We start from the raw sequence: 15,464 nt of genomic DNA, 5'->3' as shown, positions 1-15,464 counted from the left end.
CGCACAGCGCGTGCGGGTTAGCCAATATGTGATTTTGTCGCTAGTCAGTCAGCAGGTTACGCGAGAAAAAATGAAAATCGACGTTAGGTTTACGTCGCCACAGGCGGGCTTTACGCGTCCCTGTCGCCACGCTTTCTCCAGTATCTTCAAACATTCCTGACGCTTCAAAGCGACGAATCAGACTTTTACGCTGGATCGACTGACCGAGGATCACCTCAGTGGCTTCGAGTAGTTGCCCATGGGTAAATGTTTCCGGCAAGCAGTACACTGGCAGGAGCGAGTACATCGTTTTTTGCCGCAAGCGATGCAGCGCCGCTGTAATGATTTTCTCGTGATCAAACGCGAGTGAATAGTTTTTCAACTCATCAACCGGCACCCAACGGGCATTGCTGACGCTGGCGATATGGGGCGCGCAGTCTACCCAGGCGATTAGTGCAAACCAGGTGACCGTCAGGCTCCAGCCGCGCGGGTCACGATCAGGCCCGGAAAAGGTATCCATTTGTTCCAGCCACGAAGGCGAAACACCCGTTTTTTCAGTGAGTTTGCGCAGCGCGGTGGCACGGGTTGAATCATCGTTTTCGATATCAATAAAGCCGCCGGGTAATCCCCAACGTCCTTTTTGCGGCTGCTTTGCCCGCTCGACCAGTAATACGCACAGCGCCTGCTGATGCAGGGTAAATAACGCACTATCTACCGTCACCAGAGGTGAAGGGAAGCGGCTGGCGTCGTACTGATTCAGGTAGTCGGCTTCGGTGGTCATAAGGTACTCACGATGATTTGTAACGCTGATAAGTGTACCAGCCCGGCACCGGGGGGCAAGGTTCGTTTTTTCTCATTATTTATCAGTAGATTAACTAACAGCTTAAAAATAATTCATTTTCTTCTTGCTTAATATGTGTCTTAGAGACATTATTAATTGTGTCGAAGGGACACAATTAAGGGGTGAGCGCGATGAACATAAAATTGACACTAACTTTGGACGACCAGGTCTATGCCGTTGCCAGCGGTGTTTTTCCTGATGGTGCTGTCTGGTTAAAAGTCACCGATGCGTTGCCAACCTTTGCTCGCCTGATGCGCATCCGTGCCACGGCTATGCGCGATATGAACGATTTTATGCTGCTGGCGCAACTGGTTGAGGCGGTCCGTCATCAGACCGATGTACTGGTCAGCCATCTCGACCTTCCCTGGCTGCCGTGGGCGCGTCAGGACAGACATATGGTATCGGGTGACAGCTTTGCGCTGAAAGTCTTCGCCAGTCAGCTCAATACGTTGAAATTTGACAAGGTCAACGTGCTCGACCCGCACAGTGACGCGGCGGCGGCTGCAATCGACAACTTTGTGGCGATCCCCCAGGAGGTTTGCCTGATGCAAAGCGCGTCATTATCGCGGCTGTTTCAGCAAAACGCGCTGATGTTGGTTGCTCCCGATGCAGGATCGCTGAAGAAGATTGATGCCGTAGCCAGAGCGGCCGGTGTGGAGCAGTACGCCATCCTGAGCAAAAAACGTGATGTGGCAAGCGGCAGCCTGACGGGATTTGCGTTATTGGCCGGAGACGTCAGGGGGAGGGATCTGCTGATTGTCGACGACCTGTGTGATGCTGGCGGCACCTTCATAGGTTCTGCGCAGGTGCTACGTGATGCCGGTGCCCGCAGCGTTAGCCTGTACGTCACCCACGGGATCTTTTCTAAGGGCGTTGAACACCTGTTTGCTAACGGTATTGACGCCATCTACACCACCACTTCTTTAGCTGCCCCGACGCTGGAACATCCGCAGCTTGAACTTATCGATATTGACGCGATTTACCGCGCCTGAGGGAGAGACTGATTATGAAAATGAATCCAATTTTAGCTATCGACGGCTACAAAGTGTCTCACCGCGTTCAGTATCCGCAGGGCACCCGTCGCGTATATTCCAACTTTACCCCACGCAGCGATCGCTTTTTCTCCTCGCCGTTGGCGGATGGCAAACTGGTATTTTTCGGCCTGCAGGGGTTTATGCAGTGGTTTTTAGTCGACCTGTTTAATGAGGCGTTCTTTGCCCGCCCGGAAGATGAGGTTGTGAGTGAATACAAACAGGTCATGGATAGCTATCTCGGCAAAGATGCGGTGGCGGTGGACCATATTCGTGCATTGCATCAGTTGGGCTATCTGCCGCTGCATATCAAGGCGCTGGATGAAGGTAGCAAAGTTCCAATGACTGTGCCGGTTTTAACCATTATCAACACCAAACCCGAATTTTTCTGGCTGGTGAATTACCTGGAGACAATTCTGTCGGCGGAATTGTGGAAAGCGTCGACAAACGCCACGATTGCTCACCATTACCGTAAAATCTGCGCACGCTGGGCACAGAAAACCTGTAGCGACCAGACGCATCTTGACTTCCAGTGCCATGACTTTTCATTTCGCGGTATGTCCGGATTACAGGACACCATGCAGGCGGGCAGTGGGCATTTGTTGAGCTTTAAAGGGACCGACAGTATTCCATCTCTGTTGTACGCCCGCGATTACTACACCGACGGCGAGCCCTATTTTATCGGCGCCAGCATTCCAGCTACTGAACACAGCGTGATGTGTATGGGCGAGCGCGAGCATGAGATTGAAACCTTCCGCCGCCTGATTGCCGATCTCTACCCGCAAGGATTTGTATCGATAGTATCTGATACCTGGGACTACTGGCAGGTGCTGACGGAATATACCCGTGAACTGAAGGGCATCATTCTGGCGCGTGAAGGTCGTGTGGTATTCCGTCCGGATAGCGGCAACCCGGTAGAGATTCTGTGCGGTACTGGCGAAGATAACGATACAAGCAGCGATCGTACCGCTCAGGAGAAAGGGTCCGTGGAAGTGCTGTGGGAGATTTTTGGCGGTACGATTAACGCCAAAGGTTACAAGGTGCTCGACCAGCATGTTGGACTGATTTATGGCGACTCCATCACCCTTGAGCGAGCGAATGAGATCCTGCGTCGTCTGGAAGCGAAAGGCTTTGCCAGTTCAAACGTCGTGTTTGGCGTCGGTTCCTTTACCTATCAGTACAACACGCGTGACACCTTCGGTTTTGCGATGAAAGCGACGTGGGGAGAAGTCGACGGCAAAGACCGGACGATTTTCAAAGAGCCGAAAACCGATAATGGCCTGAAGCGTTCAGCCCGTGGTCTGCTTCGCGTCACGCGTGATGAGCAAGGGGAACTGCGTCTGCATGATGAACAAACCTGGAAACAAGAGCAGGAAGGGGAGCTGAAAACTCGTTTTCTCAACGGCAAGCTGTTTAACCGCGAGCATTTCGAAGAAATCCGCCAGCGTCTGGCGATGCAACGCTAAGCTGGGCTTTTGCCGGATGGCGGCTTTGCCTTATCCGGCCTACGGGCAGCAGGCCGCACGCTTTATGTAGGCCGGATCAGACGCGCCAGCGTCGCCATCCGGCAAAACCTTACTCACCCAACATCTGCTCAAGTTGTTCCTGAGCGTCCAGCCAGGCCATTTCACACTCTTCCAGCCCGGATTTCGCACTGGCCTGCTGCTGCAGACAAGCGGTGAGTTCGGCTTTGCGGCTTTGGTCGTACAGTTCGCTGTCGCCGAGTTTCTCTTCCGCCTGAGCTAACTGCGCGTGCAGTTTCTCCATCTCTTTTTCCAGACGGATGATCTCTTTGCGCAGCGGTTGCGTCAGAGTGCGCAGTTCCGCTTCACGACGCTTCTGGTCTTTACGTGCCTGGGCGCTGTTAACGCTCTCTTTCGCTGGTTCGTCGCTCTGATTTTCCTGTTTCTGGACATCGCTCAGCCACTGCTGATAATCCTCCAGATCGCCATCAAACGGCTCGACTTTCTTGTCGTGTACCAGATAGAGGTCGTCGGTGGTGGAGCGGATCAGGTGACGGTCGTGCGAGACGACAACCAGCGCGCCTTCAAAATCGATCAGCGCTTCGGTCAGCGCCTGACGCATATCTAAGTCCAGGTGGTTGGTCGGTTCATCGAGCAGCAGCAGGTTCGGGCGCTGCCAGACGATCAATGCAAGCACCAGACGCGCTTTTTCGCCACCGGAGAAGCGGCGAGTCTCTTCGCTGACTTTATCGCCCTGGAAGCCGAATCCACCCAGGTAGTCTCGCAGTTTCTGCTCCAGCTCCTGCGGCGCCATGCGCGCCAGATGTTGAATTGGTGATTCATCAGCGCGTAAAAACTCCAGCTGGTGCTGCGCGAAGTAGCCCAGCTTGATGCCTTTCGCCAGGCCAATCTCGCCGCTGATGGGGGCCAGTTCGCCGGCCAGCAGCTTAATCAGCGTCGATTTACCCGCGCCGTTGCGACCGAGCAGACCGATGCGGGAACCCGGCACCAGGTTCAGTTTGATCGAATCGAGAATGACGCGATCGCCGTAGCCAGCGCTGACCTTTTCCATCTTCAGCAGCGGGTTTGGCAGGCTTTCCGGTTCACGGAAGCTGAAGTGGAACGGGTTGTCCACGTGCGCTGGGGCAATCAGCTCCATGCGTTCCAGCATTTTGATACGACTCTGCGCCTGTTTTGCTTTCGTTGCTTTAGCGCGGAAACGATCGATATAGCTTTGCAGATGTGCCACGCGCTCCTGCTGGCTTTCGTACATGGCCTGTTGCTGCGCGAGGCGGGTCGCACGCTGGATTTCAAACGCGCTGTAGTTGCCGGTGTACTCGAACATGGTTTGCTGTTCGATATGAATAATTTTATCCACCACCGGATCGAGGAAGTCGCGGTCGTGGGAGATCAAGATCAGCGTGCCCTGATAGCTTTTCAGCCATCTTTCCAGCCAGATCACCGCGTCGAGATCGAGGTGGTTGGTAGGTTCATCGAGCAGTAGTAGGTCTGAACGGCAAATCAGCGCCTGGGCCAGGTTGAGGCGCATACGCCAGCCACCGGAGAAGTCGCTGACCGGCCGTTCAAGCTGTTCGTTGGAGAAACCGAGGCCATGCAGCAGGCTGGCGGCGCGTGAACGCACGGTCCAGGCATCGATGGCATCCAGCTTGCCATGGACAGTGGCAATGGCATGTCCATCGTTACGTTCGTTGGCGTCGTTCAACTGCGCTTCCAGTTGACGATATTCGCGGTCGCCGTCAATGACGTACTCCAGCGCGGGCTGTGGCAACGCAGGCGTTTCCTGATTCACCCACGCGAGCTGCCAGTTTCCCGGATAGGTAAATCCTCCAGCGTCGGCGCTGAGTTCATTTTTCAGCAATGCCAGCAGGGTAGATTTACCACAGCCATTTTTACCCACCAGGCCAACCTTCTGCCCTGGATTAATGGTGGCCGTGGCATTGTCCAGCAAGACGCGCACGCCGCGACGAATTTGTAACGATGAGAAAACAATCATAAGGCGCCGTATGTTCAGACTATGTTAATTTATCATTATGATAATGTAATGTGCGGGCCGTTTGCCGCACCGAGGCGCAATGGTAGCCCAAAACGTCGAAAATAGACAAAAGACAAAACCGGGAGGGGGATGATGTTCCAGCCAGCGAAAGTCTTGCTGCTGTATGCCCATCCGGAATCTCAGGACTCGGTCGCGAACCGTGTTCTGCTTAAACCGGCCATGCAGCTCAGCAATGTTACCGTGCACGACCTTTACGCGCACTATCCTGATTTTTTTATCGATATTCCGCATGAGCAGGCGCTGCTGCGTGAGCATGATGTGATTGTTTTTCAGCACCCACTCTATACCTATAGCTGTCCGGCGCTGTTAAAGGAGTGGCTTGACCGCGTACTGAGCCGTGGATTTGCCAGCGGTCCCGGGGGGAATCAACTGGCGGGAAAGTACTGGCGTAGCGTTATCACTACCGGAGAACCGGAAAGTGCCTACCGCTATGACGCGCTAAACCGTTATCCAATGAGCGATGTGCTGCGCCCTTTCGAGCTGACGGCCGGTATGTGCCGCATGCACTGGATGAGCCCTATTATCGTTTACTGGGCCAGAAGGCAAACGAAGCAGGAGCTGGACAGCCATGCGAAAGCGTATGGTGACTGGCTGGCGAATCCGATCCCTGTGGGAGGCCGCTGATGGAAGGTTCAGATTTGTTGACAGCCGGAGTGTTGTTCCTCTTCGCAGCGGTGGCGGCGGTACCGTTGGCATCGCGGTTGGGTATCGGCCCGGTGTTGGGATACTTGCTGGCGGGTATTGCCATCGGCCCGTGGGGATTAGGGTTCATCAGCGATGTGGATGAAATCCTGCACTTTTCCGAGCTGGGCGTGGTTTTTCTGATGTTCATCATTGGGTTGGAACTTAATCCGGCCAAGCTGTGGCAACTGCGGCGTTCAATTTTTGGCGTCGGCGCCGCGCAGGTGATGCTGAGCGCGGTGGTGTTGGCCGGATTATTGATGCTCACTGCGTTCTCCTGGCAGGCGGCAGTGGTTGGCGGCATTGGTCTGGCGATGTCATCGACTGCGATGGCGCTGCAGTTGATGCGTGAGAAAGGCATGAACCGCAGTGAATCCGGGCAGTTGGGTTTTTCGGTGCTGCTGTTTCAGGATCTGGCGGTGATCCCTGCGCTGGCGCTGGTTCCGCTGCTGGCGGGGTCTGCTGACGAACATTTTGACTGGATTAAAGTGGGAATGAAGGTGCTGGCCTTTGCCGGCATGCTGATTGGCGGGCGCTATTTGCTGCGTCCGGTTTTCCGCTTTATTGCGGATTCTGGCGTGCGGGAAGTGTTCACCGCTGCCACGCTGCTGTTGGTGCTGGGTTCTGCTTTATTTATGGATGCGCTGGGGCTGTCAATGGCGCTGGGAACGTTTATCGCGGGTGTGCTGCTGGCGGAAAGTGAATACCGACATGAGCTGGAAACGGCAATCGATCCTTTTAAAGGACTGTTGCTCGGGCTGTTTTTTATCTCCGTTGGCATGTCGCTCAATCTCGGCGTGCTCTACACCCATATTCTGTGGGTGGCAGCGAGTGTGATCGTGCTGGTAGTCGTAAAAATGCTGGTGCTGTATGTACTGGCGCGTCTTAACGGCATGAGAAGCTCTGAACGGATGCAATTTGCCGGGGTTTTAAGTCAGGGCGGTGAATTCGCTTTCGTGCTGTTTTCAACGGCATCCTCGCAACGGCTGTTTCAGGGCGACCAAATGGCGTTGCTGCTGGTGACCGTCACGCTGTCGATGATGACCACGCCGCTGGTGATGAAGTTGATTGATAAATGGCTCTCCCGCCAGTTTAACGGCACGGATGAGGAAGACGAAAAACCCTGGGTGGAAGATGATAAACCGCAGGTGATTGTAGTGGGGTTTGGGCGTTTTGGTCAGGTTATTGGTCGCCTGTTGATGGCCAATAAAATGCGTATTACCGTCCTGGAGCGAGATATCAGCGCAGTGAATCTGATGCGCAAATATGGCTATAAGGTCTACTACGGTGACGCCACTCAGGTGGAACTGTTGCGCTCCGCAGGGGCAGAGGCGGCACAGTCTATTGTTATTACCTGTAATGAGCCTGAAGACACAATGAAACTGGTGGAACTGTGCCAACAGTATTTTCCGCATTTGCATATTCTTGCGCGAGCGCGCGGACGTGTAGAGGCGCATGAGTTATTACAGGCCGGTGTGACGCAGTTTTCGCGCGAAACGTTCTCCAGTGCGCTGGAGTTGGGGCGTAAAACGCTGGTTACACTGGGGATGCATCCGCACCAGGCCCAGCGTGCTCAGCTGCATTTTCGTCGGCTGGATATGCGCATGCTGCGGGAACTGATCCCCATGCATACAGATACGGTACAAATCTCTCGAGCCAGGGAAGCACGGCGCGAGCTGGAGGAAATTTTCCAACGAGAGATGCAGCAAGAGCGACGTCAGCTGGATGGCTGGGATGAATTTGAGTAGAGGATAATCATGGCAATTCGTAAACGTTTTATCGCAGGCGCAAAATGTCCGTCCTGCCAGTCGCAGGATACGCTGGCGATGTGGCGTGAAAATAATATCGATATTGTTGAGTGTGTTAAGTGCGGTCATCAGATGCGGGAAGCCGATAAAGAGGCGCGCGAGCACGTTCGCAAAGAAGAGCAAGTGATCGGGATTTTTCATCCGGACTAGCGATATGGCGCAGCTTTTTTTAAGCTAGAGGGTACACGGGTGCAGAATTCCGCTACAATCTGCGCCACTATTCTTTCCATGCTCAGGAGATATCATGAAAGTAGCAAAGGACCTGGTGGTCAGCCTGGCCTATCAGGTACGTACAGAAGACGGTGTGTTGGTTGATGAGTCTCCGGTGAGTGCACCGCTGGACTACCTGCATGGTCACGGTTCCCTGATTTCTGGCCTGGAAACAGCGCTGGACGGTCATGAAGTTGGCGACAAATTCGATGTTGCTGTTGGCGCAAACGACGCATACGGTCAGTACGACGAAAACCTGGTGCAGCGCGTTCCTAAAGACGTCTTCATGGGCGTTGACGAACTGCAGGTTGGCATGCGTTTCCTGGCTGAAACTGACCAGGGTCCAGTACCGGTAGAAATTACCGAAGTGGAAGACGACCACGTTGTGGTTGACGGTAACCACATGCTGGCTGGCCAGAATCTGAAATTCAACGTAGAAGTTGTTGCTATCCGCGAAGCGACCGAAGAAGAACTGGCTCACGGCCACGTTCACGGTGCGCACGGTCACGACCACGATCATGACCACGGTCATGACGGTTGCTGCGGTGGTCACGGCCACGACCATGGTCACGAGCACGGCGGCGAAGGCTGCTGCGGCGGTGGCGGTAAAGGTAACGGTAACGGCGGCGGCTGCGGTTGCCACTAATACCCTTCGTCTTTCAACCCACAGCGGTGTTGGCTGCGCTTTCGAATCCTGGTCACATAGTTATCTATGCTCCCAGGACTTCCTCAAGCTTGCCGCCTTGCTGTGATTTGAAATCCTTTGGGTATATGTGAGTAGATCCGATAAGCGTTAGCGCTTTCGGACACAAAAAAAGCGGGGATATCCCCGCTTTTTTACGTCTCAATAATGTGGCGGAGGGGTCTCTTCAGACTGCGACGCGATGTGGGACGGTTGCGTTGCTTTGAGCTTTTCCGTCAGCAGACGCAGATGGTCGCGCAGTTTGGCCATTTCCAGTTCATGCGCGGTCACCGTCACGTTGAGCTCTTCAATGGTTATCTCCTGAAATGCCAGGCGACTTTCCAGTTCAGCCAGGCGAGTTTCCATTGTTGTATCCTGCATGATTCACCTCTTTCTTTTTTCTCCGGCAGATCGCGGACTGCGGCGAATTCTACTTAACTTTGCCTGTTTGCACAGCACTCAATCTTCGGTAACGAAACTAATTTAAACAAAAAGAGTCTGAAAAGTGGTGATAATAGGGCGTGCCTGTATGTTGATTTGTTCTGCAACGCTTTATAGTACATTTTTATGTTAGTTAACCCTGGGGTGAGATGCCCCGGCCCTGGAGATATGGATGAAATCACTGTTTAAAGTAACGCTGCTGGCGACCACAATGGCTGTTGCTCTGCATGCCCCGATCACCTTCGCTGCTGATGCTGCGAAACCAGCCGCTACTGCTGACAGCAAAGCAGCATTCAAGAATGACGACCAAAAAGCCGCTTACGCGCTGGGCGCGTCCCTGGGTCGTTATATGGAAAACTCTCTGAAAGAGCAGGAAAAGCTGGGCATCAAACTGGATAAAGATCAGCTGATCGCTGGTGTTCAGGATGCGTTTGCAGACAAGAGCAAACTGTCTGACCAGGAAATCGAACAAACTCTGCAGGCGTTTGAAGCGCGCGTGAAGAGCTCCGCCCAGGCAAAAATGGAAAAAGACGCGGCTGACAACGAAGCCAAAGGTAAAGTTTACCGCGAGAAATTTGCTAAAGAGAAAGGCGTTAAAACCTCGGCTACTGGCCTGGTCTACAAAGTAGAAAAAGAAGGTACCGGCGCTGCACCGAAAGACAGCGATACCGTGGTTGTTAACTACAAAGGTACGCTGATCGATGGTAAAGAGTTTGATAACTCTTATACCCGTGGTGAGCCGCTCTCTTTCCGTCTTGACGGCGTGATCCCGGGCTGGACTGAAGGCCTGAAAAACATCAAGAAAGGCGGCAAAATCCAGCTGGTTATCCCACCGGATCTGGCTTACGGCAAAACGGGCGTTCCGGGCATTCCGGCCAACTCTACGCTGGTCTTTGATGTTGAACTGTTAGACATCAAACCGGCACCGAAAGCTGACGCGCAGCCAGATGCTGCACCGGCAGATAAAGCTGCAGACAGCAGCAAAAAATAAGCTAACAGAAACCGCCGCCCACAGGGCGGCGGTTTTTTATTATCGACAGGATATAATTAATACTGGAAAGCGCCTTGTGCGCTGTATTACTTTAGATGCCCCTATAATAGTGATGAGCCTGCCCTGACAACATAACGACAGGCTCCTGAAAAGGAGTGCTTTTTTTCATGTCCAGGTCGCTTTTAACCAACGAAACCAGTGAGCTAGATTTGCTGGATCAACGTCCTTTCGATCAAACCGACTTCGATATCCTCAAATCCTACGAAGCGGTAGTGGACGGGTTGGCGATGCTCATTGGTTCCCATTGTGAAATCGTATTGCACTCTTTGCAGGATTTGAAATGCTCGGCCATCCGCATTGCTAACGGTGAACATACGGGCCGTAAAATTGGCTCACCGATTACTGACCTTGCGTTGCGTATGCTGCATGATATGACGGGTGCGGATAGCAGCGTGTCGAAGTGTTACTTCACACGTGCGAAAAGCGGTGTCTTGATGAAGTCGGTGACGATTGCCATTCGCAACCGTGAGCATCGCGTGATTGGTCTGCTGTGCATCAACATGAACCTTGATGTCCCTTTCTCGCAGATAATGAATACCTTTATCCCACCGGAAACCCCGGAAGTGGGCTCTGCCGTCAACTTCGCTTCTTCGGTGGAAGATCTGGTTACCCAGACGCTGGAATTCACAATCGAAGAAGTGAATGCCGATCGCAATGTTTCCAACAACGCGAAGAACCGCCAGATCGTCCTGAATTTGTATGAGAAAGGCATCTTCGATATTAAAGATGCCATCAACCAGGTCGCCGATCGGCTGAACATCTCCAAACATACGGTCTACCTCTATATTCGTCAGTTCAAAAGTGGCGATTTCCAGGGGCAAGATAAGTAATGCGTTTTGCCATCATGGTGACGGGGCCAGCGTACGGCACGCAGCAGGCGAGCAGCGCGTTGCAATTTGCTCATGCGCTACTCAAAGAAGGGCATGAGCTAAGCAGCGTTTTTTTCTATCGTGAAGGTGTGTATAACGCCAACCTACTCACTTCGCCTGCCAGTGATGAATACGATCTGGTACGGGCCTGGCAACAGCTGAACCAACAGCATGGTGTAACACTGAATATTTGCGTGGCTGCGGCGTTGCGACGCGGCGTGGTTGATGAGACTGAGGCAAAGCGGCTGGGGCTGGCAGGAGCTAATTTACAATCAGGTTTTAACCTCAGCGGGCTTGGATCGCTGGCTGAGGCTTCCCTGACCTGCGATCGCGTGGTGCAATTCTGATGAAACGTGTTGCTTTTGTCTTTTCTACCGTGCCGCACGGCAGCGCATCTGGCCGTGAAGGGTTAGATGCATTGCTGGCGACCTCTGCATTAACGGAAGACCTCGGCGTGTTTTTTATCGGTGATGGCGTCTTTCAAATCCTTCAGGGACAGCAACCGGATGCCGTGCTGGCGCGAGACTATATCGCGACCTTCAAACTGTTAGGGTTGTACGATATCGATCAATGTTGGCTCTGCGCTGCCTCATTACGCGAGCGGGGCCTTCAGCAGGGGAGTAATTTTGTGATCGATGCGACAGCGCTTGAACCGGAAGATTTACGCCGTGAGTTAGGCAACTATGACGTCATTTTAAGGTTTTGAGACTCTCATGCTGCACACACTACATCGCTCCGCGTGGCTTACCGATTTCTCCTCTCTTCTTCGTCTGATTGATAAAGACGATGAACTTTTATTGCTCCAGGATGGCGTGACGGCAGCAATCGAAGGAAGCCGTTTCCTTGAAAGTCTGCAAAATGCCTCCATTAAGGTCTATGTACTGGAAGAAGACATTAAGGCTCGCGGGTTGAGCGGTCAAATTTCAGACAGTGTCGTCAGGGTTAGCTATACTGACTTCGTCAGACTTACGGTGAAGCATCCCAGCCAGATGTCCTGGTAATTGTGGGATCGTTGTATATTTCTTGACACCTTTTCGACACCGACCTAAAATTCTGCGTCCTCATATTGTATGAGGTCGTTTTATTACGTGTTTACGAAGCAAAAGCTAAAACCAGGAGCTATTTAATGGCAACAGTTAACCAGCTGGTACGCAAACCACGTGCACGCAAAGTTGCAAAAAGCAACGTGCCTGCGCTGGAAGCATGCCCGCAGAAACGTGGCGTATGTACTCGTGTATATACTACCACTCCTAAAAAACCGAACTCCGCACTGCGTAAAGTTTGCCGTGTTCGTCTGACTAACGGTTTTGAAGTGACTTCCTACATCGGTGGTGAAGGTCACAACCTGCAGGAGCACTCCGTGATCCTGATCCGTGGCGGTCGTGTAAAAGACCTCCCGGGTGTTCGTTACCACACCGTTCGTGGTGCGCTTGACTGCTCCGGCGTTAAAGACCGTAAGCAATCACGCTCCAAGTATGGCGTGAAACGTCCTAAGGCTTAATGGTTCTCCGTTAAGTAAGGCCAAACGTTTTATATTAATGTCAAACTAAACTCTTAGAGTTTTGGACAATCCTGAATTAACAACGGAGTATTTCCATGCCACGTCGTCGCGTCATTGGTCAGCGTAAAATTCTGCCGGATCCGAAGTTCGGATCAGAACTGCTGGCTAAATTTGTAAATATCCTGATGGTAGATGGTAAAAAATCTACTGCCGAAACTATCGTATACAGCGCGCTGGAGACCCTGGCTCAGCGTTCTGGTAAAAACGAACTGGAAGCTTTCGAAGTAGCTCTCGAAAACGTGCGCCCGACTGTCGAAGTTAAGTCTCGCCGCGTTGGTGGTTCTACTTATCAGGTACCAGTTGAAGTCCGTCCGGTCCGTCGTAATGCTCTGGCAATGCGTTGGATCGTTGAAGCTGCTCGTAAACGCGGTGATAAATCCATGGCTCTGCGCCTGGCGAACGAACTTTCTGATGCTGCAGAAAACAAAGGTACTGCAGTTAAGAAACGTGAAGACGTTCACCGTATGGCAGAAGCCAACAAGGCGTTCGCACACTACCGTTGGTAATCCCTTCGGAGTTTTAGTCACCAGGCGGGCGCTTCTAGTAAGCAGCCCGCTTTGGGCTACTTAAATTGAACGCCTAAAAGATAAACGAGGAATCAAATGGCTCGTACAACACCCATCGCGCGCTACCGTAACATCGGTATCAGTGCGCACATCGACGCCGGTAAAACCACTACTACCGAACGTATTCTGTTCTACACCGGTGTAAACCATAAAATCGGTGAAGTTCATGACGGCGCAGCCACCATGGACTGGATGGAGCAGGAGCAGGAACGTGGTATTACTATCACCTCCGCAGCGACTACTGCATTCTGGTCTGGTATGGCTAAGCAGTATGAACCGCATCGCGTAAACATCATCGACACCCCGGGGCACGTTGACTTCACTATCGAAGTAGAACGTTCCATGCGTGTGCTTGATGGTGCAGTAATGGTTTACTGCGCAGTTGGTGGTGTTCAGCCTCAGTCTGAAACCGTATGGCGTCAGGCAAACAAATATAAAGTTCCGCGCATTGCGTTCGTTAACAAAATGGACCGTATGGGTGCGAACTTCCTGAAAGTTGTTGGTCAGATCAAAACCCGTCTGGGCGCGAACCCTGTTCCGCTGCAGCTGGCAATTGGCGCTGAAGAAGCGTTCACCGGTGTTGTTGACCTGGTGAAAATGAAAGCCATCAACTGGAACGAAGAAGATGCAGGCGTAACCTTCACTTATGAAGATATCCCGGCTGACATGCAGGAACTGGCTGAAGAATGGCACCAGAACCTGATCGAGTCCGCTGCAGAAGCTTCAGAAGAGCTGATGGAGAAATACCTGGGTGGTGAAGAACTGACTGAAGAAGAGATCAAAAAAGCTCTGCGTCAGCGTGTTCTGAACAACGAAATCATCCTGGTAACCTGTGGTTCTGCGTTCAAGAACAAAGGTGTTCAGGCGATGCTGGATGCGGTAATTGATTACCTGCCATCCCCAGTAGACGTACCTGCGATCAACGGTATTCTGGACGACGGTAAAGATACTCCTGCTGAGCGTCATGCTAGCGATGACGAGCCGTTTGCTGCTCTGGCATTCAAAATCGCTACCGACCCGTTCGTGGGTAACCTGACCTTCTTCCGCGTGTACTCTGGTGTGGTTAACTCCGGTGACACCATCCTGAACTCCGTGAAAACTGCACGTGAACGTTTCGGCCGTATCGTACAGATGCACGCTAACAAACGTGAAGAGATCAAAGAAGTTCGCGCGGGCGATATCGCTGCTGCTATCGGTCTGAAAGACGTGACCACTGGTGACACTCTGTGTGACCCGGATCACCCGATCATTCTGGAACGTATGGAATTCCCTGAGCCGGTAATTTCCATCGCGGTAGAACCGAAAACCAAAGCTGACCAGGAAAAAATGGGTCTGGCTCTGGGCCGTCTGGCTAAAGAAGACCCGTCATTCCGCGTATGGACTGACGAAGAATCTAACCAGACCATTATCGCTGGTATGGGTGAGCTGCACCTCGACATCATCGTTGACCGTATGAAGCGTGAATTCAACGTTGAAGCGAACGTCGGTAAACCTCAGGTTGCTTACCGTGAAGCGATTCGCGCGAAAGTTACCGATATCGAAGGTAAACACGCTAAGCAGTCTGGTGGTCGCGGTCAGTACGGTCATGTTGTTATCGACATGTACCCGCTGGAGCCGGGTTCAAACCCGAAAGGCTACGAGTTCATCAACGACATCAAAGGTGGTGTAATTCCTGGCGAATACATCCCGGCCGTTGATAAAGGCATCCAGGAACAGCTGAAATCTGGCCCGCTGGCTGGTTACCCGGTTGTTGATCTGGGCGTGCGTCTGCACTTCGGTTCTTACCATGACGTTGACTCCTCTGAGCTGGCGTTTAAACTGGCCGCTTCTATCGCCTTCAAAGATGGCTTTAAGAAAGCGAAACCAGTTCTGCTTGAGCCTATCATGAAGGTTGAAGTAGAGACTCCGGAAGAGAACACCGGTGACGTAATCGGTGACTTGAGCCGCCGTCGTGGTATGCTTCGTGGTCAGGAATCCAACGTCACTGGCGTTGTTATCCATGCTGAAGTTCCGCTGTCTGAAATGTTCGGATATGCAACCCAGCTGCGTTCTCTGACCAAAGGCCGTGCTTCTTACTCCATGGAGTTCCTGAAGTACGACGATGCGCCGAACAACGTTGCTCAGGCCGTTATTGAAGCCCGTGGTAAATAATCCACAGGATTAAAACCTAAGTCCCGTGCTCTCTCCATAGGGGAGAGCACTATAGT

The 15,464-nt window shown here is 52.5% G+C and carries 17 protein-coding genes; 14 read left to right on the top strand and 3 right to left on the bottom strand.

The genetic code is table 11. The annotated features are described in order from the left end of the window. Positions 1 to 40: 40 nt before the first annotated feature. The gene (locus tag WN16_RS01550; RefSeq protein WP_003837957.1) at positions 41 to 760 is read right to left on the bottom strand and encodes an NUDIX domain-containing protein; all 720 of its coding nucleotides are present in this window, start codon (positions 758 to 760) and stop codon (positions 41 to 43) included. A gap of 191 nt (positions 761 to 951) precedes the next feature. Here WN16_RS01550 and prs point away from each other — a divergent pair, with 191 nt between their 5' ends. Further along, entirely contained in the window at positions 952 to 1,812 is an 861-nt protein-coding gene (gene prs / locus WN16_RS01545) for a ribose-phosphate diphosphokinase (RefSeq protein WP_003023622.1), read from the top strand. 14 nt (positions 1,813 to 1,826) lie between these two features. Next, positions 1,827 to 3,317 (top strand): nicotinate phosphoribosyltransferase, encoded by a 1,491-nt coding sequence (locus tag WN16_RS01540; RefSeq protein WP_044701444.1) that lies wholly within the window; start codon positions 1,827 to 1,829, stop codon positions 3,315 to 3,317. A gap of 109 nt (positions 3,318 to 3,426) precedes the next feature. On the opposite strand, the gene WN16_RS01535 is transcribed toward WN16_RS01540, so the two are convergent. Further along, the gene (locus WN16_RS01535) at positions 3,427 to 5,328 is read right to left on the bottom strand and encodes an ABC transporter ATP-binding protein (protein WP_044701446.1); all 1,902 of its coding nucleotides are present in this window, start codon (positions 5,326 to 5,328) and stop codon (positions 3,427 to 3,429) included. A gap of 132 nt (positions 5,329 to 5,460) precedes the next feature. Between WN16_RS01535 and kefG the strand changes: the two genes are divergently transcribed. The 4 genes from kefG to slyD all read left to right on the top strand — a co-directional run bounded on the left by kefG (position 5,461) and on the right by slyD (position 8,733). Next, positions 5,461 to 6,012 (top strand): glutathione-regulated potassium-efflux system ancillary protein KefG, encoded by a 552-nt coding sequence (gene kefG / locus WN16_RS01530; protein ID WP_003023629.1) that lies wholly within the window; start codon positions 5,461 to 5,463, stop codon positions 6,010 to 6,012. Then, entirely contained in the window at positions 6,012 to 7,817 is a 1,806-nt protein-coding gene (kefB, locus tag WN16_RS01525; protein ID WP_003023630.1) for a glutathione-regulated potassium-efflux system protein KefB, read from the top strand. Before kefG ends, kefB begins: the two co-directional genes overlap by 1 nt. A gap of 9 nt (positions 7,818 to 7,826) precedes the next feature. Then, complete coding sequence (locus tag WN16_RS01520) at positions 7,827 to 8,027, top strand: YheV family putative zinc ribbon protein (protein ID WP_003023632.1); 201 nt, start codon at positions 7,827 to 7,829, stop codon at positions 8,025 to 8,027. Between the two features lie 94 nt (positions 8,028 to 8,121). Beyond that, positions 8,122 to 8,733: a peptidylprolyl isomerase gene (gene slyD / locus WN16_RS01515; protein WP_044701447.1), complete on the top strand. Its 612-nt coding sequence runs from the start codon at positions 8,122 to 8,124 to the stop codon at positions 8,731 to 8,733. Positions 8,734 to 8,931: 198 nt separating this feature from the next. Here the strand turns inward: slyD and WN16_RS01510 are convergent, their stop codons facing one another. Continuing rightward, positions 8,932 to 9,150: a protein SlyX gene (locus WN16_RS01510; protein WP_003023639.1), complete on the bottom strand. Its 219-nt coding sequence runs from the start codon at positions 9,148 to 9,150 to the stop codon at positions 8,932 to 8,934. Positions 9,151 to 9,382: 232 nt separating this feature from the next. Between WN16_RS01510 and fkpA the strand changes: the two genes are divergently transcribed. From fkpA to fusA, 8 genes are all read left to right on the top strand, one after another. Further along, a complete protein-coding gene (gene fkpA, locus WN16_RS01505; RefSeq protein ID WP_003023641.1) occupies positions 9,383 to 10,201 on the top strand; it encodes an FKBP-type peptidyl-prolyl cis-trans isomerase in 819 nt (272 codons plus the stop codon). Positions 10,202 to 10,368: 167 nt separating this feature from the next. After that, on the top strand, positions 10,369 to 11,091 hold the full coding sequence (locus tag WN16_RS01500; protein WP_003023643.1) for a transcriptional regulator: 723 nt from the start codon (positions 10,369 to 10,371) through the stop codon (positions 11,089 to 11,091). Continuing rightward, positions 11,091 to 11,477: a sulfurtransferase complex subunit TusD gene (gene tusD, locus WN16_RS01495; RefSeq protein ID WP_003023646.1), complete on the top strand. Its 387-nt coding sequence runs from the start codon at positions 11,091 to 11,093 to the stop codon at positions 11,475 to 11,477. Before WN16_RS01500 ends, tusD begins: the two co-directional genes overlap by 1 nt. Then, entirely contained in the window at positions 11,477 to 11,836 is a 360-nt protein-coding gene (gene tusC, locus WN16_RS01490) for a sulfurtransferase complex subunit TusC (RefSeq protein WP_003837966.1), read from the top strand. The genes tusD and tusC overlap by 1 nt, the downstream gene beginning before the upstream one ends. Before the next feature lie 7 nt (positions 11,837 to 11,843). Next, positions 11,844 to 12,131, top strand: coding sequence for a sulfurtransferase complex subunit TusB (tusB, locus tag WN16_RS01485; protein ID WP_003023651.1), 288 nt, complete (start codon positions 11,844 to 11,846; stop codon positions 12,129 to 12,131). 125 nt (positions 12,132 to 12,256) lie between these two features. Beyond that, entirely contained in the window at positions 12,257 to 12,631 is a 375-nt protein-coding gene (rpsL, locus tag WN16_RS01480) for a 30S ribosomal protein S12 (RefSeq protein ID WP_003023654.1), read from the top strand. A gap of 95 nt (positions 12,632 to 12,726) precedes the next feature. Further along, a complete protein-coding gene (rpsG, locus tag WN16_RS01475; RefSeq protein ID WP_003023657.1) occupies positions 12,727 to 13,197 on the top strand; it encodes a 30S ribosomal protein S7 in 471 nt (156 codons plus the stop codon). A 96-nt stretch (positions 13,198 to 13,293) separates the two neighbouring features. Continuing rightward, the gene (gene fusA, locus WN16_RS01470; RefSeq protein WP_003023659.1) at positions 13,294 to 15,408 is read left to right on the top strand and encodes an elongation factor G; all 2,115 of its coding nucleotides are present in this window, start codon (positions 13,294 to 13,296) and stop codon (positions 15,406 to 15,408) included. The last annotated feature ends 56 nt before the right edge of the window (positions 15,409 to 15,464 follow it).

This window comes from Citrobacter sp. ABFQG (assembly GCF_004322975.1).
Taxonomy (GTDB): Bacteria; Pseudomonadota; Gammaproteobacteria; order Enterobacterales; family Enterobacteriaceae; genus Citrobacter; species Citrobacter freundii.
Note: the sequence above shows the minus strand (reverse complement) of the source record. Positions and strands in the feature narration are given on the sequence as shown.

Excerpts from the sequence above, each read along its gene's own strand:
- WN16_RS01550 (WP_003837957.1), bottom strand. The coding sequence starts at position 760 with ATGACCACCGAAGCCGACTACCTGAATCAGTACGACGCCAGCCGCTTC.
- prs (WP_003023622.1), top strand. The coding sequence starts at position 952 with ATGAACATAAAATTGACACTAACTTTGGACGACCAGGTCTATGCCGTT.
- WN16_RS01540 (WP_044701444.1), top strand. The coding sequence starts at position 1,827 with ATGAAAATGAATCCAATTTTAGCTATCGACGGCTACAAAGTGTCTCAC.
- WN16_RS01535 (WP_044701446.1), bottom strand. The coding sequence starts at position 5,328 with ATGATTGTTTTCTCATCGTTACAAATTCGTCGCGGCGTGCGCGTCTTG.
- kefG (WP_003023629.1), top strand. The coding sequence starts at position 5,461 with ATGTTCCAGCCAGCGAAAGTCTTGCTGCTGTATGCCCATCCGGAATCT.
- kefB (WP_003023630.1), top strand. The coding sequence starts at position 6,012 with ATGGAAGGTTCAGATTTGTTGACAGCCGGAGTGTTGTTCCTCTTCGCA.
- WN16_RS01520 (WP_003023632.1), top strand. The coding sequence starts at position 7,827 with ATGGCAATTCGTAAACGTTTTATCGCAGGCGCAAAATGTCCGTCCTGC.
- slyD (WP_044701447.1), top strand. The coding sequence starts at position 8,122 with ATGAAAGTAGCAAAGGACCTGGTGGTCAGCCTGGCCTATCAGGTACGT.
- WN16_RS01510 (WP_003023639.1), bottom strand. The coding sequence starts at position 9,150 with ATGCAGGATACAACAATGGAAACTCGCCTGGCTGAACTGGAAAGTCGC.
- fkpA (WP_003023641.1), top strand. The coding sequence starts at position 9,383 with ATGAAATCACTGTTTAAAGTAACGCTGCTGGCGACCACAATGGCTGTT.
- WN16_RS01500 (WP_003023643.1), top strand. The coding sequence starts at position 10,369 with ATGTCCAGGTCGCTTTTAACCAACGAAACCAGTGAGCTAGATTTGCTG.
- tusD (WP_003023646.1), top strand. The coding sequence starts at position 11,091 with ATGCGTTTTGCCATCATGGTGACGGGGCCAGCGTACGGCACGCAGCAG.
- tusC (WP_003837966.1), top strand. The coding sequence starts at position 11,477 with ATGAAACGTGTTGCTTTTGTCTTTTCTACCGTGCCGCACGGCAGCGCA.
- tusB (WP_003023651.1), top strand. The coding sequence starts at position 11,844 with ATGCTGCACACACTACATCGCTCCGCGTGGCTTACCGATTTCTCCTCT.
- rpsL (WP_003023654.1), top strand. The coding sequence starts at position 12,257 with ATGGCAACAGTTAACCAGCTGGTACGCAAACCACGTGCACGCAAAGTT.
- rpsG (WP_003023657.1), top strand. The coding sequence starts at position 12,727 with ATGCCACGTCGTCGCGTCATTGGTCAGCGTAAAATTCTGCCGGATCCG.
- fusA (WP_003023659.1), top strand. The coding sequence starts at position 13,294 with ATGGCTCGTACAACACCCATCGCGCGCTACCGTAACATCGGTATCAGT.